At 54.3% G+C, this 23,962-nt stretch carries 21 protein-coding genes; 7 read left to right on the top strand and 14 right to left on the bottom strand.

Annotated elements, in window-relative coordinates:
- From HG66A1_RS20135 to HG66A1_RS20075, 13 genes are all read right to left on the bottom strand, one after another.
- Window positions 1-732: a hypothetical protein gene (locus HG66A1_RS20135; protein ID WP_145042149.1), complete on the bottom strand. Its 732-nt coding sequence runs from the start codon at window positions 730-732 to the stop codon at window positions 1-3.
- 2 nt (window positions 733-734) lie between these two features.
- Window positions 735-2,069 (bottom strand): DUF6754 domain-containing protein, encoded by a 1,335-nt coding sequence (locus HG66A1_RS20130; RefSeq protein ID WP_145188061.1) that lies wholly within the window; start codon window positions 2,067-2,069, stop codon window positions 735-737.
- Between the two features lie 3 nt (window positions 2,070-2,072).
- Window positions 2,073-3,206: a hypothetical protein gene (locus HG66A1_RS20125; protein ID WP_145188059.1), complete on the bottom strand. Its 1,134-nt coding sequence runs from the start codon at window positions 3,204-3,206 to the stop codon at window positions 2,073-2,075.
- Between the two features lie 12 nt (window positions 3,207-3,218).
- Window positions 3,219-5,045, bottom strand: a complete 1,827-nt coding sequence (locus HG66A1_RS20120) for a glutamate mutase L (protein WP_145188056.1) — start codon at window positions 5,043-5,045, stop codon at window positions 3,219-3,221.
- Window positions 5,046-5,111: 66 nt separating this feature from the next.
- Window positions 5,112-5,510, bottom strand: coding sequence for a hypothetical protein (locus HG66A1_RS20115; RefSeq protein ID WP_145188053.1), 399 nt, complete (start codon window positions 5,508-5,510; stop codon window positions 5,112-5,114).
- A gap of 255 nt (window positions 5,511-5,765) precedes the next feature.
- Window positions 5,766-6,539, bottom strand: a complete 774-nt coding sequence (locus tag HG66A1_RS20110) for a TatD family hydrolase (RefSeq protein ID WP_145188050.1) — start codon at window positions 6,537-6,539, stop codon at window positions 5,766-5,768.
- 14 nt (window positions 6,540-6,553) lie between these two features.
- Entirely contained in the window at window positions 6,554-7,036 is a 483-nt protein-coding gene (locus HG66A1_RS20105) for an ExbD/TolR family protein (protein WP_145042143.1), read from the bottom strand.
- A gap of 11 nt (window positions 7,037-7,047) precedes the next feature.
- A complete protein-coding gene (locus HG66A1_RS20100; protein ID WP_145188048.1) occupies window positions 7,048-7,464 on the bottom strand; it encodes an ExbD/TolR family protein in 417 nt (138 codons plus the stop codon).
- Window positions 7,461-8,324: a MotA/TolQ/ExbB proton channel family protein gene (locus HG66A1_RS20095; RefSeq protein WP_145188045.1), complete on the bottom strand. Its 864-nt coding sequence runs from the start codon at window positions 8,322-8,324 to the stop codon at window positions 7,461-7,463. The genes HG66A1_RS20100 and HG66A1_RS20095 overlap by 4 nt, the downstream gene beginning before the upstream one ends.
- Window positions 8,325-8,377: 53 nt before the next feature.
- The gene (locus tag HG66A1_RS20090; RefSeq protein ID WP_145188043.1) at window positions 8,378-9,418 is read right to left on the bottom strand and encodes a tetratricopeptide repeat protein; all 1,041 of its coding nucleotides are present in this window, start codon (window positions 9,416-9,418) and stop codon (window positions 8,378-8,380) included.
- Between the two features lie 30 nt (window positions 9,419-9,448).
- Window positions 9,449-10,012, bottom strand: a complete 564-nt coding sequence (gene lspA / locus HG66A1_RS20085) for a signal peptidase II (RefSeq protein WP_145188040.1) — start codon at window positions 10,010-10,012, stop codon at window positions 9,449-9,451.
- A gap of 68 nt (window positions 10,013-10,080) precedes the next feature.
- Window positions 10,081-11,109: a hypothetical protein gene (locus HG66A1_RS20080; protein WP_145188037.1), complete on the bottom strand. Its 1,029-nt coding sequence runs from the start codon at window positions 11,107-11,109 to the stop codon at window positions 10,081-10,083.
- 168 nt (window positions 11,110-11,277) lie between these two features.
- A complete protein-coding gene (locus HG66A1_RS20075) occupies window positions 11,278-12,243 on the bottom strand; it encodes a LolA family protein (protein ID WP_145188034.1) in 966 nt (321 codons plus the stop codon).
- Between the two features lie 322 nt (window positions 12,244-12,565).
- On the opposite strand from HG66A1_RS20075, the gene HG66A1_RS20070 reads away from it, so the two are divergent.
- The 6 genes from HG66A1_RS20070 to HG66A1_RS20045 all read left to right on the top strand — a co-directional run bounded on the left by HG66A1_RS20070 (window position 12,566) and on the right by HG66A1_RS20045 (window position 19,819).
- Window positions 12,566-13,705 carry a hypothetical protein gene (locus HG66A1_RS20070; RefSeq protein WP_232106623.1) on the top strand — a complete coding sequence of 380 codons (1,140 nt, stop codon included), beginning with the start codon at window positions 12,566-12,568 and terminating at the stop codon, window positions 13,703-13,705.
- Window positions 13,706-13,867: 162 nt separating this feature from the next.
- Complete coding sequence (locus tag HG66A1_RS20065; protein WP_145042136.1) at window positions 13,868-14,611, top strand: hypothetical protein; 744 nt, start codon at window positions 13,868-13,870, stop codon at window positions 14,609-14,611.
- A 67-nt stretch (window positions 14,612-14,678) separates the two neighbouring features.
- Entirely contained in the window at window positions 14,679-15,935 is a 1,257-nt protein-coding gene (locus HG66A1_RS20060) for an isopeptide-forming domain-containing fimbrial protein (RefSeq protein ID WP_145188031.1), read from the top strand.
- Between the two features lie 474 nt (window positions 15,936-16,409).
- Window positions 16,410-16,745 (top strand): STAS domain-containing protein, encoded by a 336-nt coding sequence (locus tag HG66A1_RS20055; RefSeq protein ID WP_145188027.1) that lies wholly within the window; start codon window positions 16,410-16,412, stop codon window positions 16,743-16,745.
- Between the two features lie 865 nt (window positions 16,746-17,610).
- Window positions 17,611-18,726 carry a serine hydrolase domain-containing protein gene (locus tag HG66A1_RS20050; RefSeq protein WP_145188024.1) on the top strand — a complete coding sequence of 372 codons (1,116 nt, stop codon included), beginning with the start codon at window positions 17,611-17,613 and terminating at the stop codon, window positions 18,724-18,726.
- Between the two features lie 307 nt (window positions 18,727-19,033).
- A complete protein-coding gene (locus HG66A1_RS20045; protein ID WP_197996701.1) occupies window positions 19,034-19,819 on the top strand; it encodes a lysophospholipid acyltransferase family protein in 786 nt (261 codons plus the stop codon).
- Here HG66A1_RS20045 and HG66A1_RS20040 read toward each other — a convergent pair.
- Window positions 19,779-22,718: a putative Ig domain-containing protein gene (locus tag HG66A1_RS20040; RefSeq protein WP_145188018.1), complete on the bottom strand. Its 2,940-nt coding sequence runs from the start codon at window positions 22,716-22,718 to the stop codon at window positions 19,779-19,781. The genes HG66A1_RS20045 and HG66A1_RS20040 overlap by 41 nt on opposite strands.
- 310 nt (window positions 22,719-23,028) lie before the next feature.
- Here HG66A1_RS20040 and HG66A1_RS20035 point away from each other — a divergent pair, with 310 nt between their 5' ends.
- A complete protein-coding gene (locus HG66A1_RS20035) occupies window positions 23,029-23,745 on the top strand; it encodes a pyridoxine 5'-phosphate synthase (protein WP_145042130.1) in 717 nt (238 codons plus the stop codon).
- Window positions 23,746-23,962 lie beyond the last annotated feature (217 nt).

Raw genomic sequence — 23,962 nt, 5'->3', positions numbered from 1 at the left:
TTATGCCTCCTGATCCGAGCCGAGGTAAGAACGATCGACGCCCAGCAGGACTTTCAATGAGGTCGAAGCCACTCCCAATGCGATTCCAATCGTGATGGCCCGCATGCCGGGAGTGGTGAAAACGTCCATAATGATTTGCGAAAGATGCGGTAATCTGAAGTCACTGTAATAAACTTCCTTGAAACCCATGATGGGTTCTTCGGGAAGCCAACTGCCGGTGAGCCATTCGCCGGCATAGGTTCGTCCCAGCAGGACAATCACGGCGATGACCAGCAGAATCGTTGCTTCCGTATTTTTGGCCCGGAAGGCACGAAATGCAGCGGATGAAATATAAAAGGCGAGCAGGGCAAACATGGTCGCTGAGAGTGGATAGAAGATATACTCGAACAGCCACCAGAATGCGCTGCCTTCTTCCAGAAAGTCTCCCGACCAGGGCAGCTCTGCGGCATTGAGATTGGGGTGCACGCCGACCTTGAATAACCCGACGAACAGGGTGATGAAAAACGCGATCAGCGTGACCGCGGCATAACCCCAGCCCGGCTGTTGCGCTGAAATCTTCTGTAACTGCATTTTGAGCAGGTTTCCGCCACCGAGAATGAACGCGAAGGCTGCCAGGATATTAAACCAGGCCATCGCGGTGTTTCCCCAGTCCACGAACTTGGGGATGAAGGCCGTGCCGATCAGCACGAAACCTGTCACCGCAGAGATCAACAGGGGGATTGTCCGTTTCATTATTAAAAACCTCCCTTACCGAGGATGTTCTCTTTGATGTAGGTCTGAGCTGACTCCAGGGAAGTCGGTTCGTCCTGTTCTGCAGGAGCTGCTTTTGCTTCAAAGGCAGCAAGAGTGGCAATCACGCAGCCAACGACCAGCACGATGCCTCCCACCAGCTTGCCGAAGTCCTGTCCCTTGAGACTCCCCAACTGCTGAGGTTCCCGTGACAGGTAAGCGGAAGCGGCGAAGAACTCTTCGCCGATCAAAGTGAAGTCACAGGCAGCGACGAAGAAGGGGAGCTGAGTCGGCATGGCTGTGCCGGCGACCTGAATCGCGCCGACCGAGTTTCCGGTTTCTGCCAGAATCAGGGACTCGGCGTAAAACGCACCCATATAGAAACAGGCAGCAGGTTTGTCGCGCACCATTTTGCCAGTCACGCTGGCGACATAACCAAACTGTTCGTCGGTGATGTAGTAGATATCGTCTTCGTTGTATTCATCAGGACGACCTGCGGCGAGGTATGCGGCTTCCACGGTATCGCGGGCGGTGGTCATTACCAGGGATCGTGAAGTGGGGACTTCCAGAGTCGCCCGGTAGTCGGCGGTTGTTTCTGCGACCTGGGCGAGTACGGTGATGCCGGCGACGGTCTGGATATCGTTAATGTCCTGAATACCGGGGACGAACAGGCAGGAACGTCCCATTTCGGTCGCGCGGCCCACAGCATCGGTGATCGCTTCCAGACCAGCGATTTTGCGGACCTTGAGTTTCTTTCCCCGGCGAGCCATTTCAATGAACATGATGACTGACCCGCAGATCAGGAGCACAAACATGGCAAACCAACCTCGTTGGAGATTGAACCATTGCAGCTGCGCTACCACTGGTTGTTCGAGAACGACTGGCCTCGATGCCAGTCCCTCCTGTCCGATGGCTTGAATCTGATACAGGTAAGGGACATCCGTTTCACAATTGGAATCGCGGAATTTATTAACACTATAGGTGGTCTCGCCGACAAGCTGATACTCGTTCATATTCTTGACGACTTCGACAGTCATTTCTTTTCCGCCGACTTCGACCGTGAGCGTTGTTCCCGGTGTCAATGTTTTGGCATCACCGGTGAAAACCTTTCGCGAAATGACATATCTCAGGACTTTGCGCGGTTTGGTCTGTTCCTCATCATCAGGAGAAAGAGTCCAGCTCAAATCAATGGCGGTCCCTGCATCTCCGGGGACATCCTGAGCCAGGAAGTTGGCAGGCGGAGCAGGAGCCTCGGCTCCCAACGCCGGCGACAGCAGCAGGCAGAGCGTCAGCAGCGGAAGCAGCGTCTGTTTCAGCATATGATTAAATGAACTGATCATGGTTTATCCTTCGATGAGTTCTACGTTGGCACGCGGGACAATCACTTTCTCACCCGAATCAAGAATGACTTCGAGTACCCGGGACTGGGAACCTGATTCCAGTGTTCTCAGCTCGGTGGGCATCTCGCCGACTTCTCCCAGCAGACCAAAATAGGGATCGCGAATGATTCGGACCGGGACGCCGGTTTCCAGTAGACCGGAAGTGACTTCAACGTCTTCCGTGGAAGAACCAGAGGTCATGCTTTTATCCAATGGGATAACGATTTCAGGCCGGAGCACACCTGCCCGAATCTGAGTTGTCCCGTTTACGGCGGCTTCCGCTCCCTCTCGCTCTTTGAGTAAATTAAACGTCCGCTCGGCCATCGCGATGTCCCCGAAACCCTCGGTAATGATCAATGTGGTTCCGAGGTGCTCAGAACCGGTGACCGCGACGCCCAGGTCATAGCCCAGGATCTCTTTGAGGTCTTCGTCATCGATCCCACCCGAAACAATGGCTGCAGCCCCGAGTTCGATGCCACGTTTTACTGCGGTGCCGGTCATGCGGGCTCCGCCAATCACGACTTTACCTTTGATTGTTTCGTCGAGCAGCTCTTCTGTCAGTGGCTGGTCCTTGGTCTGACAGGCAAACTGAATCGTGCCGTAGGCTTCTCCGCCGATTCCGAGGATTCCCTGTAGGAAGGTAACTTCGGATTCAATGACGACGCCCTGTTCAGGAATCACCTCTTTGACGACGCCTGCCTGATAGGCTCGTACTTGAATCGGCAGCGGTGCACCGCGGAGGATCACCTGACCGGTGACATGCGATATTGATTCGATGGTCCCTGCCGTTTTGGCTTTCGTTTCCGATTTGAAGAATCCGAAGATACCCTTACTTCGAGCCAGGAGGTCACCCACCTGGACTTCGTCTCCTTCCTTGAAGAGCATGCAGCCGGGAACTTCAGCGGGAGCGACCGAGATCTGGTTGGCAACGTTGATCGGTGTGACATCGCCGGGCATGAAGGTCTGAGCGACAATCTGCTGTGCGGAAACCTGTTCGCCAACCTTAACGAGCACATCGCCGGGGATTGGAAGAATCCGTCGACTGGAATGCAGCGTTTGCCTGCGTACCTGTAATCCTGGAGAATAAGCCTGTGTCATGGTGTGAGTTCTCTAAGTGACTTCCGGGTAAAGTTTTAGTTCTTCAACCCAGCTGTTAAGTTCAGCCAGATGTCGCGATTCATCTGCGGGGACCATGAGCGGTCTGCCGCGGGCATCCAGAATCAGGCCTACAGTTCCGCCCCGTGCTTTGAATTCAACGCGTTTGCCGGACCCTTCTCCAAAATCATAACCACGGCGGGGTTCTACGGTCACGGTGGCCCATTCATCATCGCCTAGGGGGAACAGCCGCATGTCGCCGCAAACCATCTCCCCCGATTCATTCAATGTTTTGCCAGTGATCTTATATGCGAAACAGGTTTTACCAGCCTTGTAAAAACCGCGGGGAGCAATGCAGGTTCCCAGATAAATCAGGCAGTCTCGTTCAAAGACCTGCAGTGCCGCAGCCGGATGAACCTGGGCCAGCACACCCAGATGAGGCATCATGAAAATACTGTCCTTGGCCAGTACGGTCATGCCTTCCGGTTCAAAGGCATCGATCATCATGGCAGCCGTCTGTTGCATGTTGGGGGCATGTGAGAGTACGCCACCGGAACCCACGAGCAGATTCAGTTTCATGTTATCGACGATGGACTGACCGCTGGTTTCCTGGCTGAAGGTGTCACCTACGGTCCGCTGCTGCTGCACCCCTTTGAGTGTTGTCGCGAATTCCTTATGCTGGATGTAAGCCAGCCTGAGTGCTTCCCGGGCTACGGCCTGCTCGAATACCAGAGCTTCCCTGGTCTGGGGAATGGTCGTGGGGCGAATCATTTTGTTCTTAATGTGATTCTGTAAGGCACGGGGATCCATATTCAGATGCACCCAGCGGAGAATCATGGGGAGCGTCGCGGAGGCACAAACATTGGAGATGGAATAGCTCATGCCCAGGTTGGCGCTCACAGTGCGGTTGAAAGTGCCATCAAAGACACTGAAGACATCGGTCGTGGCACCACCGATGTCGACCCCCAATGCGTTGATGCCCTGTCGTTCCGCGATGGTTTGCAGGATATTTCCGACAGCTCCGGGAGTGGGCATGATGGGGGCATCGGCCCAGGAGATGAGTTTGTTATACCCCGGGGCATGGGCCATCACGTGTTCGAGGAAGAGATCGTGAATCGCATCGCGGGCAGGGGCCAGATTTTCCAGTTCCAGCACCGGACGCACGTTGGCGACGGTTGTCAGCTTGACGTCTTCGTCAAAGGCCTCTTCGACCAGTTCGGTTGCTTCCTGGTTGCCGGCGTAGATGATGGGCATCTTATAGGTGCCACCAAAGCGGGGCTGCGGCTTGGCGGGTGCGATCAGTTCTGCCAGCTGTACCACATGTTTCTGAGTACCGCCATCGGTCCCTCCTGCGAGCAGAATCATATCGGGACGCAGTTCCCGGATTCGCTGAATCTGTTCGTGGGGCAGCCGTTTGTCGTTGGAACAGATTGTGTCCATTACAATGGCACCCGCCCCCAACGCGGCTCGTTTGGCACTGGCGGCTGACATTTCCCGCACGACGCCAGCAACCATCATCTGCAGTCCGCCTCCTGCACTGGAAGTCGAGATATAGATGTCACAGCCGACATCTCCCTGGGCAGGGCGAATGATTTCGCCGTTTTCGTCTATCAGTTTGCGACCCGCGAGTTCCCCGACTTCGGTTACAGCATTGACGACTCCTACGGTTACATCCGCGGCCGGCTCTTCGACCGTAGTCGGTGCTTCACCACGATAGGTCTGACGATATTCGCCATTTACTTTTTCGATCAGAATGGCTTTGGTCGTGGTACTGCCGCAGTCTGTGGCGAGAATCACATTGATTTGATCAGGATCAAGTTTTTTTTCTGTTGCGGAGTTCATTCTGTGACTCACCATCCATGTAAGCGGGAAAGCAGGGGACGCTGTGATCGCGCTGATTTGTCTCGGTCAGGAACCGTCCTCGGGATTATGGGTGGAACCAACGGGGGGCGGTTTCTGTGAAGTTGCAGCAGTTGTGGGTTCGGTCGTCGCCTGACTGAGGGTTTCCAGCCGCTGGCACATCCATTCAATCGAACCGCGTTTCTCCAGGAATTCTGCAAAGAGTTTTTGTGAGCGGGGCTCAATCAGGATGGAGAGAAACGGAGTGAAAAAATGCAGGGCCTGCGCGCCGACGTAATTAAGAGGGCGACAGGTTTCCAGTGAGAGGATGGCGAGGGTGACCATGTCCCTGCGGACAATCTCACGGCAGATGTGGTCAGCGACTTTCTGCTGCTCGGCAGTCGGAGCGAAATCTTCCGGTCGTTCGATCGCGAAGGCGTTCGCGAGCCACTGTTTGATCATGACCATCCTAGCCCGAATCCCGGGTTCAGCGAAACGACGGGCGGAGATGCTCAGGGAAGAGCAGTCCGTTGCTGCCGTGACTTTGAACGCGTTCTTATGATACCTGTTGTGGTGATTGATTGACGCAAGTTATTTGTCTATTTGAGCTAAGTGTAACAATAGCAGGATGAAGCTCAAATGAAAATATTCTCTCGTCAGAAAAACGGATTCTGACTGAATCCTGATTCAGAACGGAAGATGAGATTCGCTGGGCTGCGAGCGCTAGTTTAACTGGAAGAGTGTTCTGGCATTCTGCGCGGTGATCTCAGCCATCTCCTCGGGCGTCTTATCGTGAAGCTCTGCCAGGCAGGCACAGGTGTGTTTCACGAACGCGGGTTCGTTCCGTTTGCCCCGTTGCGGTACCGGTGCCAGATAGGGGGCATCGGTTTCGACGAGCAGGCGGTCGAGGGGAATCAGCCGCGCGGTTTCGCGGAGTTCGTCGTTCTTCTTGAAGGTCAGCATCCCGGCAAAGGAGATGTACATTCCCAGTTCCAGACAGGCAGCAGCTGTTTCCGGAGTCCCACAGAAAGAATGCATCAGACCTTTGAATGGGGCCTGTTCTGCTTCGCGTTGCAGCAGATCGACGACATCGGCTTCCGCTTCCCGGCAGTGCACCACGAAAGGGAGATCACGTTCGCGGGAGAGCTGAATGTGTTTGCTGAAGTAGTCCTGCTGCAGTTCAATAGGAGCGTAGTCCCAGTAACGGTCCAGACCGGTTTCTCCGATGCCGACCACTTTGTCTGCGGTGGAGAGAGTCAGGATCCGCTCCCAGTCACCCGGTTTCATCTGTGCGACATAATTGGGTTGAATGCCTACGACCGCATAGACCTGGGGAAAAGTGGCTGCCAGATCGACGGCCCGCTGACTGCTGTCAGCTGTGGTTCCGATGGTGAGAATGGTCTGTACGCCCGCCTCCAGGGCACGTTCCACAGTTTCATTGCGGTCAGGGTGAAAGGCTTCCTCGTCGAGGTGGGCGTGGGTATCAAACAGAATCATGGCTGGTTCGGAATTCAGTTGGGAGCGGTAATCGGTTTCTTCGGGGGAGCGACTTTGCTGGCGTCCGTGGCAAAATTGATTGACTGAAAACCGGCTGCCAGGCAGGTGTCGTAAGTGCGAATCATTTCACCCAGTGGGACATCTTCGTTGATATCGAGGATCACCGGAATTTCAGGAGCCAGTTCTGCCAGTTCGGTCAACGTCTGTTTCAACTGGTCGAACTGAGCATACTCGCGATCATTTAATTCTACAATGGTCTGGTCATCACGGTATTTGAGTTTTAACCAGACTTCTCCCAATGGTTTTTCCTGCGGCACCGTTTCCGTGGATTCAATGCTGCCCGTGGCCAGTTCGGTGGGCAGCAGGAATTCCCGGATCTGATTGGCCGAGGCGCTGATGAAGAAAATCAGCAGCAGAAACACCACGTCGATCATCGGCGTCATGGTGGCCTGATCCTGGATATCAGAGCGACTGTGGTGATGTGAGGGTATTTTCATAATGCTGTAAATCAGTCATTCAGTACGGCAAACTGTACGTTGGAGATCCCGGCGCGGGCACAACTGATTAAGACCCGTTCGACAATGCGATAAGGAATATGTCGATCGCCGCGAATTCGGATTTCTGTCTCTTTCCGTTTATCTTCATCGAGTGAAATTAACTGCGCGTCCAGTTCTTCCGGTGAAATATCATTCCCCCTCAGATGCAGTTTTTCATCTGGGGTGATGGTGATGATGATACGTCGCGGGGCTTCCTCCGGTTCGGTTTCATTCTGAGACGCTTCCGGGAGTTCAACCGCTTCCAACTTTTCATTTTGAGTTAAGTGCGTCGCAGCCAGAAAGAAGACTATCAGCAGAAAGACGATGTCAATCAGCGGAGTGATATTGAATCGAATGCCGGCCTGGCGGGGACGCGTGGGAATTCTCACGTTTCCTGGCCTCCGGGAGGGGGAGCCGGATGGGCCGTCTGTTGATTGGCCATCCGTTGTGCCAGTTCTTCTTCCGCGCGCTTACGGGGTTGCTTGGGGACCGGTCGGTTGCCGAGAACCGTAGCGTGCTTGAAGTCTGCGAAAACATGTTCGGCCAGCAGTGAGGACTGGGCGACCAGTTCGTCGATCCGGTTGCGGAAGAAGGCGAAACTGGCCAGCGCGGGAACCGTGACACTCAGACCGAACAGGGTTGTAATCAGTGCCTTGGAGATCCCGGGTGCGAGTTCAGCGACATCAGGATTTGCTTTCGCTGTGAATTCTGAGAACGCGAGGATCATCCCCCAGACGGTACCCAGCAGACCCAGCATCGGGGAGAGGGTGCCAATTACAGACAGGTATTCGATTTTACGATTCAGACGGGCAGACTGCTGCATCGCGGCGTCTTCCATCGCTTTCTCGACCGCACCGTATCCCATCTGAACTTCAGAGAGGCCGGCGGAAAGGATATAGGACAGGAAGCTGGGGTTCGATTTACAGACCGAGTCGGCACTGCGATACTGCTGCTGTGCGATCAGGGAGTGGACTTCTTCTGCGAGTCCGGGGGGCATCAGGGCGTTGCTGCGAATGCTGATGAGATGCTCGACAATCAGTGCGACCATCGCGATGCTGAGTACGGCGATAATGATACCGATGGTTCCCGCATCATCGACCAGTTGACGCAGATCGACTTTCGAAATTTCAGAAGCACCAGTGTCCCCAGAATCATCAGCTGCCAGGCAGAGAGCTGGCGTCAACAGGCTCAGGCAGCAGAGCAGGCAACAGAGTGCGAATCTCTTCAGTGGTGATTTACTGCGATCCATCAAAATATTCTTTTCCAGTGTGTTCGTGAATTCAAAGAGTTGTTTTCCCGAGATCAGTTTTTCTGACCCGCTTCCTGCATCAGTTGATTGATCATCTGTTCGGCCATCTGTCGCGCTGCGGTTGTTGGATAACGAGCGACGGTTTCCTGGTAGAGCCGCAGGGCATTGGCTGACTGTCCCATGGCCTTGAGTGAATCGGCGGCCTTGAGGCTGGCGTCGGCGGACAGCTGCGGATTGGCAGCATAACCCAGGGGGACCCAGAGATACCAGGCTGCTGCCTGGCCGTGACGGTCGAGTTGAGCGTAGCCCGCACCAAGCAGATAACAGGGGCCTCCCCGGAGATGTTCCGGGATCAGTTTCAGATTCCGTTCCCAGCGCTGTAATTCCAGCAGGCTGATGTCGCCTGCTCGCAGTCGGAGTCTCCAGAGTTGGGCGCGTGCCAGTTGCTGGATATTCCGATTGGTGCTGGTGGCCAGGGACCGCAGGGTTGCTTCCGACTGGGCCGCAAAATCCGGGGCTGTCAGCAGAATGCTGGCTCCGAGCAGTTGTCTGACTTCGTTGGGATCCGTCAACCAGCTTCGCGCTGCACTGCGAGCTGGAGAGAGGCTTTCTCTGATCGACCAGTCGAGGGGAATCAGTTCAAAGTAGCGGGCGTCCGGCTCATGCTCAACCATTGTCTGGAAGCGAAGTGCCGCCTTCAGGATGTCCCCCTGAAACAGGGCTGCTTTAATCAGCTGAGCGAGAATCTCGCGTCGGACCCAGGTGCGGTTTTCGATATTCAACGCTTCACTGAAGGACTGAGTGGCTTTGTCATATTTGCCCTGGTGCATCTGTTCCAGACCGCGCTGGTGTGATTCCGTCTGCGGCGTATGCACCTTGACGATTTCCGAGCCGGGATAGGTGCGGACCGTTCCGCTGGGCAGCAACTTGACTTTGATTTCTGACTGGGTGAAATCGAGAATCGTGCAGGGGAGTGTTGCCTGGCCCACATGATGATCGGGGCGGACTTCGATCTTATCCTGCGCAGCGGCTGAGCTGGTGAACCCGCTCAAGGTTGCCACAGTCAGGATCATGATCAAAAAAGTACACTTCATCAATTCCGGGTTTCCAAATCTCGGGGCAGGTTACTCCGCAGCCGTGGGGGCCGCCTGATCCGGGGGAGTCGTTTGTGGATCGGAATTCTGCTGCTTCGGCTCCTTGGTAAAGAGCCAGGAGATCAGCATCAGAATCGCACCGCCGGTAATTGCCATGTCGGCTACATTAAATATGCCAGTGCGCAATGGACCGAGACCAATATTCAAGAAGTCGATGACGATTCCATTGAGAAAGACTCGGTCAATCAGGTTGCCGATGCCTCCTGCCAGCAACAGCGAGAGGGCAATAAACTGAACCAGGGGCATCTGCCAGCGGAAGATCAGCATACCAGCGACAATCAATAGAAAGGCGGCGTTAGCTACGACCAGCAGGAAGAAGCGGACCGGTTTAGAGAGACCACTGCCGACACTCAGGAAGGCCCCGGTGTTCTCGGCATATTCCATGCGGAGTGTGTTGTTGAAATAGGTAAGGGGGCGTTTGTTCTGCAGATTCTCGACCGCAATCTTCTTCGTGTACTGATCACAGCCTACGCAGAAGATCAGACAGATCAGCAGCAGGGTATAGCGGGTCGCTTTAGAAACCGTGGCGGACATGCAGCAGCAACTTTCTCAGAGGTTAGATGAATCCAGAGAAGATCAGCAGAGTCAGTGGTGCTGACCTTCTAGCGTTTGATAATAAATTTACGGACATTGTAATAGCGGTAACTGCCTCGATTCTGTCGCGCGAGCTTATCGAGGGAGTTCCCCTCTTTTACCGGAAAGCCCTCGCCGAATTCGATGCAGTGAATCTTCGCTTTACCAGCATTCAGACGGCGAATTTCATTCAGATCTGCACTGGAGAGCTGGGGATGTTTCGCGTCCGTGAGAAAGAATATGACATCTGGATGAAAACTTAAAGCTCTCTTTAAGGCGGGCAGGTGATCAGTGCCGCCATCGGGCTCGACACTCTGGATAAACTGACGCGCCAGCGTGCGGTTGATGTCCGAAGCATAGGGCATTTCGGAGTCGTTTCCGCGATGTTTCATCGCCCGGGTGGTTGTATTGTAGAAGATGATCTGGAACTGCTGATGATGATTGAGCCCGGACAGACTGGCGATGAGCTCGGAACGAGCCTTACGGATCGGGGCGCCCTGGGGGGCAGCCATACTGCCTGAGCAGTCCATGACGAACACGAACCGTTTGCCGGAATCGACGGCGTCGAAAAAGTTGACTTTCCCGGAACCCATCACAGGTGGGGCCAGGGCTGCTGCAGGTGACATCACCAGATCACTGGTGGGGTCTGAATTGGGTGAGTTCGGGAGATTCGGCGACTGCACCGGACCTGCTCCCAGCAGCTTGGTATTGAGTTCGGGTAATTGTGGATCCACGGGCGGTTTCTGGTCCATGACCTCCGTGACCTGTGGTTGCGCCAGCGGAGTCGGCTGGTTTTCAAGCGTTTCCTGTGGTTCCTGATCCGCGTCTTCCGGTTGATCGGCATCGGGGGACTGTTTGACGTAGATGCCTACACTACGGAGTTCCCCTTCATCGCCGCCGGTTTGGCCACTGTCACAGCGGTTGAGGCTGGAGATCAGAATCAGCAGAATCAGCGAATGAATGGCCAGTGAGGCAGCCCAGCTCGGAACCACCAGCAGAGGCGAGTTTTTCTGCCAGCGGGAGGTTCGCTGTTCAAGTTTTGTTAATGCTGCCGGCATGAGGAGTGGTCCGCAGGTCTAACTGGCTTCCGGAAAGGATCAAACGCAGGTCCAAGTTCATTAAGTGTATGATATTTCAGAGTTTAATGTGAGACCAGATTGCCAGGCCTCCCTCGATTCCACCCGAAAGCGTGACAGAACGGGAGCCCGGCTACGTTTCATACGTGTTTATTGGCTTAACTGTTTAAGGTATTGATGAGTGATATCCACCGGAAACACACCATCGGGTGGTTCATACGCGAATTGCGTCGCGGCAATAGGTGCATTCAGGGTCACCTTGCTGAAATTCAGGGTCACCATACTCTCCATGGTTTCCTGGTTCTTTTTCAGATAGACAATCCGGCGTGGAAACAGGGTGTCCGGATCGAGATAAATTCTGACTCCATCCGGGACATAAGCGGGTAACTGGGCCGGGGCATTGGGATCTCCCCCTTTAAACTGAGCGAGAAAGCCTTCTTTCCAGCTTCCATTCAGAACGGTCAGGGTTTTACCGCTGATGGTTCGTTCGGCGACGCTTTCGAACTGCATATTCTTCTGAATCGCCGCTAACAGCCCAGGCAGACCACCCAGACCGAGTTCTGCCACCAGCAGATTTGGTTGGGAATTGGGATTCATCTGGGCCTGTTTCAGGATCGCCTGTACATCACGGCGGGTGACTCGTGAATTCCCTTTTATATTGTGTTCGGTCCAGAGAACCTGTCCATCACAGATTTCGAGCAGGGTTCCGACCGGTTTTCCGTCCTCTTTACGACTTTGAACTTCGAATTCCAGTCTGAGTTTCAGATCCTTTCCCTGCAGATACTTCCCTTTTATGTGAAACGGTTTGGGACCGATCTGCACCGTTTCCGTGATTTCCGCCTGGATTGAGCTGTAAGCCAGCAGTTTCTCCCTCGATTTTTTGAGGAGTGCCTCTGCATAACCCGGATTTTTTTTCAGATTCTTTTCGCCTGAAGAATCACCTTCCGGGACCTCCGCGGGACTGCTTTCCGGATCAGCCAGGGCCAGACTCGCCCGGGGAGCTGTCGCTGTATCCTTATTAGCAGCAGCAGCTTGTGATAACTGATCCCAGGGAAAAAAGTTGTAGAGTCCTGCCAGTAACAGGAAGCCGACCATAAAAGTTAAATTGCGTAACATGTTCTAATTGTTCGGAAAAAAACGAATTTATCAAAGAATCAGACCACTTCGGTCCGAAAACAGATGTATGAGGTCATCCATGTACCTCTAGCTGGCTGGAGTATGCAGTCAGCAGGCCGTACAGCTCAGAGTGTTGCGTTGAAATTCAGGGTCTTTGCATTTTAACGGATATTTGGGTTTGGGGTCGACCTGAAAACTGAGTCTTTTTTGAACCGTACGTCGACTGTTCCCAATTCCCAGGAATCGACGTCTGTGTTTGTGATGGGCGGTTCTTCACTTAACTAGTCGCATTATTCGTCGTGGGGTATTCGAACAAGGGGTCATGATGAAGTACTACTTCCTGGCTTTAGGTACATTGGTTGTTGTCTGTGTTGGCTGTGCAGCCGACGGACAGCAAGTTATTAAAAAGGGTGAGTATGTTGCTCCACCCGCTGCCATGATGCAGCGGCCGGGGCCAATGGTGGATGGACCCGGTCCCGGCGTAATGTCGATGCTGGCACCACCACCAGCCAGTGCATTCGCTGCACGGACATCACAGATTCGGTTTGTGGGTCCCGCTGGCATGAAAGTGGGCTGGCAGGTTGCGGAAGGTTATGCCGAAAACCAGATCACCGCTCCTGGACGTTACAACTTTAACCAGGGGGCAACCTACCGGTTAAAGCTGTCACACATTCCGGGCCGCTCAATTCCGGCACTGTATCCTTCACTGCAGGTTTATCCGTCGCATCCGACGACCGATGCTTACCTGTCACACAACAGTATTCCTCTGGAAATCACTCCGGAAGACCTGGATCAGGTTGAAAGTAACAACTTTGTTACCAAGGTCATCTACCTGCCGGATGAAAAATTCCAGGAACTGGCAATCGCCGGTGTCGAAACTCTGGTTTCTACCCGTCTTGATCCCGGTGTAGACCCTGTCGCAGAAGCAGATCGTCGTGGTACGATCATGGCTGTCCTGCGGATGGGTAACATGGATCTGGAGATGCCCTCCGGTGACGGTGGAAACGAAACAGTATCACAGGTCTCTTACGATGGTGACGCAGGAGCTCACATGGCTCCCATGCCGATCCCCGGAGATACCATTGGTGTGACTTCCGGTGTCCCGGTTCCGACCATGGTCGGCGGAATGGGAGCACCTGGTCAGCCGGCTTACAACCCGATTGCAGGCATGGGACCAACTCCCGCCTGGGGTATGCCGATGACCGGTACACCGATCGGATTGCCCGGACCTCCTCACATTCCGCTGGGGGGACCTGCCAGTCTGAAATCACACACCATTCGGAACGTCTCCAAGACCAATCTTCCGAAACCGGTTGATCACTTCCTGATCGATGTCAAACAGGATCCGGCTCCAAGCCTGCCGAAACCTGTCAAGTACATCCAGTACTCAGAAAGCCATCCGGTACACTCTCCAGGTCAGGTATCGTATCCTCGTACGATGGCTCCCGGCCCGGGATATTAAAAGACTCAGGACCCACGCAGCACTCCCTGTCGCCTTCAGGGAGTGCTGCCCCTTGTCTTTTCGATTGCACTTCTGCTCTACCTGTATCCTCTCCTGCTTCGCAACCGTCTTGATTTTTCTCCTGTCATCCTTTCGGACAACTGATTGTAGAAAATTTCTGTTATGACAAGTTTCATTCGACAAAACCGATCACGCTTATTAGCCATGCTGTTAATGACCATGATCGTTTTTGTCATGGATCTGCAGACCGCCTGGTCGCAGCAGATGGTTGGCGGACGGCAATACAATGTGGGGAACCGGTTCTACCATCCCCTCAATCAGCGGACTCCTCCGGGAGTCGCCGGCCAGTGGGCCGCTCTCTCCGGTCAGGTTCAGGAAGGCTATATTCAGCCAATGCGTGTTTCGCTGCCCTCCAAGGGAACCGTCACTTTCTATGTGAATGGTCCCGAGCAGACGATTCAGAAAGCATCACCTGCTCCGATCGGCTTTGCCGTAGGTTATGTCTATCGCGTCAAAATCAGCGACATGCCTGAATTTCCGGGTGTCGAGCTGTATCCGTCGATTGAACTCATCGATCGCCTGCATCCACCAGCGGGACTGGCAGAACAGTATCCCGTGCCGGTGAGCATTACCGAAGAAGATATCGAACTGGTCATGTCTGGCAGAATGGTTTCCAAGGTTGTGTACCTGGAACGTCCCCAGACTGCGGTTCCAGCGACTTATCAGAAACAGCCGACACAATCGATCTCAGCACAGAAGAATCTGATCGCCGAGGCCGATCTGTTAGGGCGTCCGATGTTGATCTTACGAATTGGCGGCCGACTGCCTTCAACGCGTGGCGAAGATCCCGCGTTTTATGGTGGTGCTCCTGTAGTCGAATTACAGGCTCCGGCTGACCAGAACTGAGTATGGTGTAAGTGAAGGAAATCCCGTGTTGAATCTGTCGTACCGAAAATTGAGAGGAGCATCGCGAGTGCAGCGTGTCTGCTCTGCGGCTGCGATGATACTGCTGAGTGTCAGTAGCGGGTGTTCCAGTCTGTCGCCTGTTACAGGATCACTTCCCTGGGGCAAACAGACCGCCTCACCCGTCGATCAGCAGCCTCCTGCTATTCAGCATGCCGACTTTGATGCCAATGTCGGGGCGGCTCGTCTCTCCGCTCCTGCGAAACAGCCTGCAGCTGCCTCACCGATTCAACAGGTCGCTTATCAGCAACCGATGCCGGCTGCCTGTCCTCCGCGTCCTGCATACTGCGAGTTTTCGCCTGCGGTTCAGCGAGATTACACACTGCCCGCCGGCAGCGATCCTGAAATGGTCAGAATGTACCCCGACGAATATCTGTTCGACGGCGGCGATCGCGAAAACCCCGTCCATTATGATGACTACAGCCGCCTGGGACTGGATACCGAAGATACCATCGTGGAATACCAGACCCACAAAGGCAATCACGAAGTCAAGAAATCAAACCGGGTCGCCGTCTACGCACCCCGTTTCGCTGCGATCCGCACCGCCAGCACTCCTCTGTCCGGAACATCGATCGATGCTCTGGCCACCACGGAAGATACCGTTAAAGGCGTCGGCATCGATGCTCGAACTGTGATCTCTCAACACAAGCAGCGTGAACAGCTCGAAGGCATCCGCATGCGTTCCCGCGCCAGTGGCGTCGAGACCGAACAACAGCAGGGCGCCGTGGGACAGACAGCTCTTTTGGGCGGTCATACCAAGCTGACCAACCTCTACCAGGATACCGGCACCGAAACCACCGGACAGTTCGAACAGTCGGACGAAGCACGCATCGCTTACCAGGTTCAGGCCGCAGCCATCTGGTCTCGAGCTCAGTTTCCAGTCATCGCGATTCGCTCCCAGTCGGCTCACTCTTCGAAGAGTGCCGTCAAACCGGAAGAATACGTCGGCATCGAAGACAAGCGTAAAACCGAAGGTAATCTGCAACTCATCAAAATGGCTGACAAGAAAAATGCCAAGCCGGGTGACGAGATCCTGTTTACCATCAAATATGAAAACGTGGGTGACTTCGATGTCGAAGGCATCAAGATCGTCGACAACCTGACACCGCGTCTGGAATACATCGAAGACAGTGCCACCTCAGACAGAGCAGGGCGACTCATCGTCGAAGACAATCAGGAAGGCAGCCTGATCCTGACCTTCGAAGTCGATGAAACCGTCAAAGGACATACCGGAGGTGTCGTCACCTTCAAGGCTCGGGTTCGCTAAACCCGGACCGGTAACAATACCCTTAGTGGATTCCCGCGAATCCAAAGCCCGCTAGGCAAATTGTCGAGCGGGCTTTTTCTTTGGTTTCAGCGACAACCCTCTGCTGCCGCTTATCAGGGCAGAGCGTGCGCCCACCACGGGCAGAGTGTCATCGGCCGTGTGTTTCAATTTACTACAGGGTGAGGTATTTTACTGCACCTTTTTACGACTCCTGAATTTAACAGTTACTTTAAATAAGTGATTCACAAGTTGCTAAGTGACATTGTGTCAGTATCTTATGGCCAGTGCTCTTTATGTGGCGATCCGATCACTTCGCCGGGATTTCGGGGCTCGCTGATTGGCACATGAATTGCCAGAGTATGTTTGCGTCAAGCATCTGAAACGTAATGCAGCACCCGGGACTTTGTTGTTCTCTTATATATTTTTTTCTTCTGCTGCTGCGTTTCCTGTCCCTTTCATAAGGATGAGTACAAGATGACGGTTCAACAGGGAGGCATACTCCAGGTTTACCATGCCGGTCCACTCTGTGTGGCAGGGTTTGGCGGGAAGGATATCCTTGATACGTTCAGCGTCAAAGATATTCGAGATGAATTGCTGGAACTGGTCAAAGATAATCAGTGTGAAACACTGGCTCTCGACCTCACCGGCGTCACATTGATTCCGAGCGGCATGCTCGGGCTGCTGGCTTCCATGCGAGATCTCAACATCGACATCCATTTGTATAACCCCTCGGAAGATATCCGCGAGGTCCTGGAAATCACCAGGCTGAACCAGTTCATGCATCTGCATGATGTCGAAATCCCTTACTGATTTTTTCTACCATTCGAAGTCATTAGCGAAGGTCAACTCCGGTTGGCCTTCGCTTTTTTTTGTCACCATCACTACTGACGCGAAACGTCCCTCCCGTGACACAGACGACACATTCAGACCCGCCTGTCGATCTGCTTCCCTGAATATCACCTGCACGCAACTGAACGGACTGGACTTGATCGACGCTCTCCGAATCGTATTCTTGTGCAATTGTGCTTCGCGCGCGAGGCGGACGATGCGTGCACCGGAACACAACGCACTGATAACACAACAGCACCTGAATCACCGTCGATTTTCACCTCATCTGCACTGGAATAAAAATCACCGGTTCGCCATGTCTCGTAAAATTTCAAATCATTTCGGAGCAACTTCAGAGCATTTCGCAGCACATTCGCCAGCAACTCACACAATTTCACAGTCCCCCCACAGCACAATCTCCGCTTGACCCAGCGACGCCCTTTCTCAAAATACAATCCAAACATAACGGTCCCACAAAAAAAACTGAGCGGCAAGGCGCTAGCCGCCGGTAATCAGTGCTGACGAGTAATAGAATCAGGTATCATTATTTATCCACTCACAAAAAGTAGGGGAGGACCCATGTGTCCTCCCGCCTGACGATGCTGAATCCAGTTCCGAATCTGATGGCCATCATCTGATCGGGTTACCCGGAGCAGTTGCCCCAACAATCTTACGAATCGCCACCCACCACGCGACCTGAAAACCGAACACATGGTGCACAACCACACGAACTCCCTTTATCAGGGACAATTCGTAACAAACCGGATATATTAGGCATTGTGTGTCTCCCGAACTCCGTTTCAGACACACTCCCGCACCAACCCATACAGCAGGAAATAAAATCCAGATGTCCCGCATTCATCCCGCACGTTGGCAGACCGTCGAACAACTCGTCGACCAGTATTGTGAATCCGGTCAGGTTCCCGCAATCGCCTTACAGGTCATCACCGGTGAAACCACGTGCCACTATCGCCAGGGGCGGCAGTCCGTCGAAGATGACAACGGCACCCTGCGTGACGATGCAATCTTCCTGGTGGCCTCCATCACCAAACCCATCGTCGTGCTCGGCGTGCTCAAGCTGCTCGAACAGGGGGAACTGCTGCTCAACGACCGCGTGAAACAATACATTCCTGAATTTGGTTGTGCCGGCAAACACGGAATTACGATCCGTCATCTGATGACACACACTTCAGGCCTGCCCGACATGTTGCCCAATAACCGGGAACTGAGATCAGCGCAGGCCTCGCTGTCCGAATTCGTCAGACAGATCTGTGAACTGACGCCCGATGAACCACCCGGCCGGATCGTGCAGTATCAAAGCACCGGCATCGCGATTCTCGGCGAACTGATTCAGCGCATCACAGGCAAGTCGGCTCCCCAGTATCTGCGGGACGAACTCTTCCAGCCGCTGGAGATGCAAGACACATCCCTGGGCGTTCCCCCTGAATGGTCTAAAGGAGGCGCGGCCCGCCTGGAGCGCCTCGTCGAAATCCACGTGCCCCCGGAATTGAATGTAGAGCCTCACTGGGACTGGAACAGTCCCTACTGGCGCGGCTTTGGTGCTCCCTGGGGCGGACTCTTCACTACTCCCGCAGACCTGGGGAAGCTGGTCGGCATGCTGCAGCAGCAGGGACTGGTTTTGGATCAGCGCCTCTTCTCCGCGCAGACGATTCGCCAGGCAACCCGCGACCAGCTGCCTGAAATTCCCGGCCTCTCGGAAACCGCCCGCCAGGGAAAAGGCTGGGGACTGGGCTGGCAGATCGTGACCCGGGCCAAAAGCGAATACTACGGCGATCTCCTCTCTGACCAGGCATATGGACACGGCGGCGCAACGGGAACAGTCCTCTGGATCGACCCCCAACTCGATGCCGCCGCCATCATCCTGACGACCGAACCCCAGGAACCACACGGCCGGTACCTGGCCCGCTTGAGCAACGCCATCGTAGCCGCCATCGAAGTGTAGTTGTTCGCCCTGGTAACGTTGCTCATTAGCCGTGGCATTAGCCCCGATTGAAACGAGTTTGGTATATAACATCCGAATTAAGAAACACTGCCTGACTCCGGTTTCGCTCTGACGTCCAAATATTACCCCCGTTGATTATTGATCTTTGAAGAACATGACTTTGCTGATGCGACTCCATCCGTATTATTGTTGATTTGCCGATTTTATTCGCGGTATAATCAGGCTCCTCAAAGCTGATAACGTATCTGAACTTCCTGCACCCCTTTTCAATTTCTAATTCGCAATGAGCCCAGAAGCAGCCGGTGTATTGACACTGGTCATTTATCTGTTGATTCTCCTGGTGGTGATCATCTACCAGGCAGTAAACCTTCCCGACGGCTGGCGTGCCTGGATTCTATTCGCGATTACCCGCGTGTATGCACCAGGGCTCTGGAAGATTAAACGCAATCAGCGCTGCCCCTTTCCCGGCGATTCCGCAGGCATCATCATAGCCAATCATCGCAGTCCCGCCGACCCGATCATTCTCTGGTACAATTCACACCTCGGGAATCCACAGAAAAAAATGCGCTGCATCAGCTTCCTGATGGCGCGGGAGTATTACGAACGACCAGGCCTGGTCGGCTGGATCTCACGAGCCATGCATTCGATTCCCGTGGAACGTAATGGGAAGGATGTGGCTCCCGTCCGGGAGGCCTTGCGCAAGCTCAAACAGGGCGATCTGATTGGCGTCTTCCCCGAAGGGGGCATTCAGGAGGGGCGATCGATCAAACATGCGAATTCCGGCATCGCTTTCCTGGCGCTCCGTTCCCAGGCGCCCGTCTACCCGGTGTATATCAACAATTCACCTGGCGGTAAAAATATGGTGGAACCCTTTTATTCTCCCGCAGAGACGTCAATCGTTTACGGCGAACCGATCGATCTGTCCGCGTACTATGACCTTAAGCATACGAAAGAAATCCTGGAAGAAGTGACCACGCTCATGATGTGGAAACTGGCAGAACTCGGAGACACCGAATATCTCGGTGCCCCGCGTCCCGACGAGCAGGCAGGGCTCATCCCCATGTCAGAAGATCATCGTCGAACGGCGAACTGAAATACCCGTCGATCTCCTGCAGTTTCCTCTCCCCTTGTCGCACTTCGGTTTCCCACCACGGCGCAGCGGGACCAGGGGTGGATTGCCAGACACCCGCTCCGCTCAGTTCGGATTCCCTGTTTTGCTGATCCAGAATTGGAGTGAGTCCGCGGTCATGCATGAATAACGGATCAATGTCTGCAGCAGCAAACGGAGAAAGACTACGAGGCGTAGCAGCCTCCCACTGTATTGAGGCGATCATTATCGGCAGGCTAGTCTGAACCGGTTCCTCAACCGTCTGAACATGAACTGGGTTCTGTTCCTGGGATTCAACTATCGAGTCGACCGGTTCTTCTCCCTGCAGCCCGGCAGAGTCCTGCATCACTGCGGTCGAATAGGAAAACGGTGGAACCGCTGATTGCGTTTCCGCTGCACTGAAAGAACTGACCAGCGGAGCCGCGATCCAGGCGTGGGGATAGCTGGCAGGCAAATACAGCTCAGGATCTTCGAGCTTTGTACGACCATAGTTGGCCGCCAGCAGCAGCAGGTCGTGGAAGTCAACCCTGCCGGACTGGTTGAAGTCCACAGCCCAAGTGTAAGGCAGCGGCGAATCGGCGACATCATGCTGGTAGGCAGTCGCGAACAGCACCAGATCCTGGAAATTGATAGCACCATCATCGTTAACGTCATAAGGCACCGCCCAGAACTGCGTCGCGGATATGTCACTGTTTTCCAGCTGATGCGGCGCCTGTTCGACCAGTTCGAGAGACACGTTTTCCAGTGAGAGGCCTGAGTCAAAAGGGCCAATGGACTGCGACCCCAAATCCAGATCAACCCGGTCGGCGACGGTCGGGGCAAAATGAATCCGGGCGAGCAGCACACTCTGATCATCGCCCACATTGATCGCCAGCGTGCTGGCACTGATACCCTGAACCAGGCCGCTGGCATCATTGATCAGGGCCGACTGATTCTGCGTAAACGCGGGACCGAATTCCACGACTGACGCAGTGGTGTACGCCGTCGCATAGGTCAGATCAAAACTGAACGACACGATGCCGACTTCAGTCAGATTACTGACCTGTCCCCAGACTTCAACCTGAAACGATTCCCACTCCTGCAGGTCTTCCGTGTGTGCAGGCAGTGCCAGGCTTTCACCATTGGCGGCGACCGATGTCGCTGACTTCACCACACGCAACTGCAACTGAGTCCGCGGCAGCGGTGCGACCGTCAACTGGAAGAGCACGCTGCCGGTCAAGCCTCCCAGGTCGGCAGCAGTGACTTCAATTTCAATACTGCCAACATCAGCGAATGCGGGAACACCCGTAAAGACACCCGTCACCACGTTGAAAATCAGCCATCCCGGCAACGGATCACCGTTTGACAATGCTGCAGTCAGCGTGAGCTGATCGCCGTCCGGCACATTGGCATCCGTCAAATAAGGACTGACATCCAGGTTGAATGCGTCCCCTTCCGTCAGATCCTGGTCGACAATCGGACTGGCTACGGGCGCGACATTCGTATAATCGTTATCCAGAATCGTACCGCTGGCAAACGTCGTCTCTCCCAGCAGATAATCATTGCCTGCCAGCAACTGGATGGCCAGGCTTTCATCCGGTTCATCGAGGAAATCTTCGAGTATGTCAACCACCAGCGTAGCCGTTGCTGTATCGGCAGCAAATGTGATTTCCCCACTCAGACTTTGAAAGTCCAGCCCCGGTGTGGCACTGCCTGAGATCTGATATGCCACCGTCAGAGGCTGATCGATCTGCGCTGCACTCCGCTGGAACACGAATTCCAACTGGCTGCTGCTGAGTTCTTCAACCGGTAACACGGACGCTTCCAGCGTCACGGTGGGCAGATCCGGCCCATTGACATTCTCTCCCAGGAAAGACAGCATTTCCTGATCGCTGGCCTGCGTTCGCAGATCAAGTCCCTGTAAGGCGACGGGGATCTCAGGGCGATCAAACTGCACGAATTCATAACCGGCAACCAGGTCGGGCTGAAACGCTTCGGCAGGCGTCGGATCGTAGCCGCCCGGCTGCAGAGTGTTGTTGTTCTGGTAGAACGGGTCATAGTCGTTGGCCTTCGTCCAGTCGGTGTAAGTTACCATACCCACCTGCAGCGTTTCAGGCAGATCGGGTCGATGATAGCGACTGTTTAACACCCAGTCCTGGCCGGGAATCTGGTACAGCGTATAAGCCGAGTCACCGATGCGGGCAATCTGCAACTGGATCACCGCATTGTTGCCCATGCTCTGCAGCACGAGTGATGAATTGCTGTTGCGGGTGGTCTTGGTCTCCATCTGGAACTGACTGCCGGCATTCCCCCAGCCCAGGGAGAGAAAGATATAGTTTTCCCCGTTATTGGTCCCGTCGTTCTGATGCGAACCCGGGCTCCAGTCGACTGCCGGATCAGTGATATCGCGGGGCGTGCGGATCATCAGTCCGCCCAGTGAGTACTGGGAGCCGTTGGGAACATCATCCAGGTCGCTGTCGCCCACATCGTCGCGGTCGGTAATATGCACCTGAGTTGTGATCACAAAATCGCCGGTGATTTCCTTGTAAACCATGGGGCCGCGATAATCCTGGTACCAGACGGTCGTGTGCGGGATCATAACCATCCGGCCCGACTGTGTTCCATTCACATCCCAGGTCTGCAACTGGTCGCCAGCCCAACCTTCGGTCTGATACAACCGCTGCCAGTTGGACTGAGTGGCTGCATCCTCAAAATCATCACTGAGTGCCGTCAGATCATCGGCGGCCAGCATTTGTCGGGTTTCCAGGCACTCCGTCTGTGCCAGGATCGGAGCAGACCTCACTTTCCACCGTCGTCGAGATCCGCGAACGGATCGTCGGGTAGCATTCGCGAAAATGTGTACGAGCCAGCGGGGAAAAAACTGCTTGTATTCTGGAAACCACATATGTTCTGACCTGTTGTGTAGGGACGAAAGTCTGCCGTCAGCGGGAAACAGTGCCTGCTTCCAGAAGAGATTCGTCAACAAAACAGGAATGCGACAAAAGATCAGGGTTTTCTTTGAAATTGACCTGATTGCCGAAGTTTCTGCCGGGCCGATTCTGGAACTGAGAGGAAAAAGCAATAAGATAAGGGAGATTCTTGAGTGAACGCCGAGAACTTTTCTCCGGCCTCGATTGTCGATTTAAGGAACGTTCCGGGGATAGAGTTTCTTCCCGACCTCGCCAATCTGACTTTATTTGAACAGAAAGCATGTAATGCCCGCTTTAGGTGTAAACATTGACCACGTCGCCACCGTCCGTCAGGCTCGTTTAACCTTTGAACCAGATCCCGTCTGGGCGGCCGTGCTGGCGGAACTGGGAGGCGCGGATGGCATTACTCTGCACCTGCGTGAGGATCGGCGGCACATTCAGGATCACGATCTCTACACCATGAAAAAGACGGTTCAGGTCAAACTGAATCTCGAGATGGCGGCGGAAGAAGAAATGACGGCAATCGCCCTGGAAGTCCGCCCCGATCAGGTTTCCCTGGTCCCCGAAAAGCGGGAAGAGCTGACGACCGAAGGGGGCCTGGATGTGGTCGCCAATCTGGAGCGGGTTGAGCAATGTGTACACCAGCTGCAACAGGCAGGGATCGAAGTCAGCCTGTTTATCGATCCCGATGTCGAACAGATCGCCGCTGCAAAACAGGTGGGAGTACACGCTGTCGAATTGCACACCGGCCGCTATGCCGATGCGACCTCCGCCGACGAACAGCAGAAAGAATATGACGTCATTGTCAAGGCCTCCGAGTTTACTGTCGCGCAGGGACTGAAGCTGCACATGGGGCACGGATTGACGTATCGTAATGTTTCGAAGATCGCCGCCATTCCCGATGTCTGTGAGCTGAATATCGGTCACAGTATCGTCTCGCGGGCGGTGCTGGTCGGCATGGAACAGGCGGTTCGCGAGATGAAAGCACTGGTGACCGTTTAGTCGTTATACAGGCGTCTTAAATATCTAAAGATCCTTAAGAATACCGCTGCTCTGCGGGACCATTGCGCGCCCGTCTTTCGCCTGTCTGGCTAATCGATACAGGCTGTTGATTTTATTTGATTGTCATGATTTAAGCACTCCTGCAGGCAAGCCGGATTTCATGAGAGAAGTCTTGTCACACAGTAGATTTCTCGGTCCTGATTCGTTAAGGTGAATT

The sequence above is a fragment of the Gimesia chilikensis genome (assembly GCF_007744075.1).
Taxonomy (GTDB): domain Bacteria; phylum Planctomycetota; class Planctomycetia; order Planctomycetales; family Planctomycetaceae; genus Gimesia; species Gimesia chilikensis_A.
The sequence above is the reverse complement of the archived record's forward strand: the minus strand, read 5'-3'. Positions and strand labels throughout refer to the sequence as shown.

Bases quoted from the DNA above. Each gene is read 5' to 3' on its own strand.
- HG66A1_RS20120 (WP_145188056.1), bottom strand. From the start codon at position 5,045: ATGAACTCCGCAACAGAAAAAAAACTTGATCCTGATCAAATCAATGTG.
- HG66A1_RS20055 (WP_145188027.1), top strand. From the start codon at position 16,410: ATGACGGTTCAACAGGGAGGCATACTCCAGGTTTACCATGCCGGTCCA.
- HG66A1_RS20115 (WP_145188053.1), bottom strand. From the start codon at position 5,510: ATGGTCATGATCAAACAGTGGCTCGCGAACGCCTTCGCGATCGAACGA.
- HG66A1_RS20050 (WP_145188024.1), top strand. From the start codon at position 17,611: ATGTCCCGCATTCATCCCGCACGTTGGCAGACCGTCGAACAACTCGTC.
- HG66A1_RS20090 (WP_145188043.1), bottom strand. From the start codon at position 9,418: ATGAAGTGTACTTTTTTGATCATGATCCTGACTGTGGCAACCTTGAGC.
- HG66A1_RS20035 (WP_145042130.1), top strand. From the start codon at position 23,029: ATGCCCGCTTTAGGTGTAAACATTGACCACGTCGCCACCGTCCGTCAG.
- HG66A1_RS20105 (WP_145042143.1), bottom strand. From the start codon at position 7,036: ATGAAAATACCCTCACATCACCACAGTCGCTCTGATATCCAGGATCAG.
- HG66A1_RS20040 (WP_145188018.1), bottom strand. From the start codon at position 22,718: ATGTGGTTTCCAGAATACAAGCAGTTTTTTCCCCGCTGGCTCGTACAC.
- HG66A1_RS20095 (WP_145188045.1), bottom strand. From the start codon at position 8,324: ATGGATCGCAGTAAATCACCACTGAAGAGATTCGCACTCTGTTGCCTG.
- HG66A1_RS20135 (WP_145042149.1), bottom strand. From the start codon at position 732: ATGAAACGGACAATCCCCCTGTTGATCTCTGCGGTGACAGGTTTCGTG.
- HG66A1_RS20070 (WP_232106623.1), top strand. From the start codon at position 12,566: ATGATGAAGTACTACTTCCTGGCTTTAGGTACATTGGTTGTTGTCTGT.
- HG66A1_RS20075 (WP_145188034.1), bottom strand. From the start codon at position 12,243: ATGTTACGCAATTTAACTTTTATGGTCGGCTTCCTGTTACTGGCAGGA.
- HG66A1_RS20065 (WP_145042136.1), top strand. From the start codon at position 13,868: ATGACAAGTTTCATTCGACAAAACCGATCACGCTTATTAGCCATGCTG.
- HG66A1_RS20080 (WP_145188037.1), bottom strand. From the start codon at position 11,109: ATGCCGGCAGCATTAACAAAACTTGAACAGCGAACCTCCCGCTGGCAG.
- HG66A1_RS20125 (WP_145188059.1), bottom strand. From the start codon at position 3,206: ATGACACAGGCTTATTCTCCAGGATTACAGGTACGCAGGCAAACGCTG.
- HG66A1_RS20130 (WP_145188061.1), bottom strand. From the start codon at position 2,069: ATGATCAGTTCATTTAATCATATGCTGAAACAGACGCTGCTTCCGCTG.
- HG66A1_RS20110 (WP_145188050.1), bottom strand. From the start codon at position 6,539: ATGATTCTGTTTGATACCCACGCCCACCTCGACGAGGAAGCCTTTCAC.
- lspA (WP_145188040.1), bottom strand. From the start codon at position 10,012: ATGTCCGCCACGGTTTCTAAAGCGACCCGCTATACCCTGCTGCTGATC.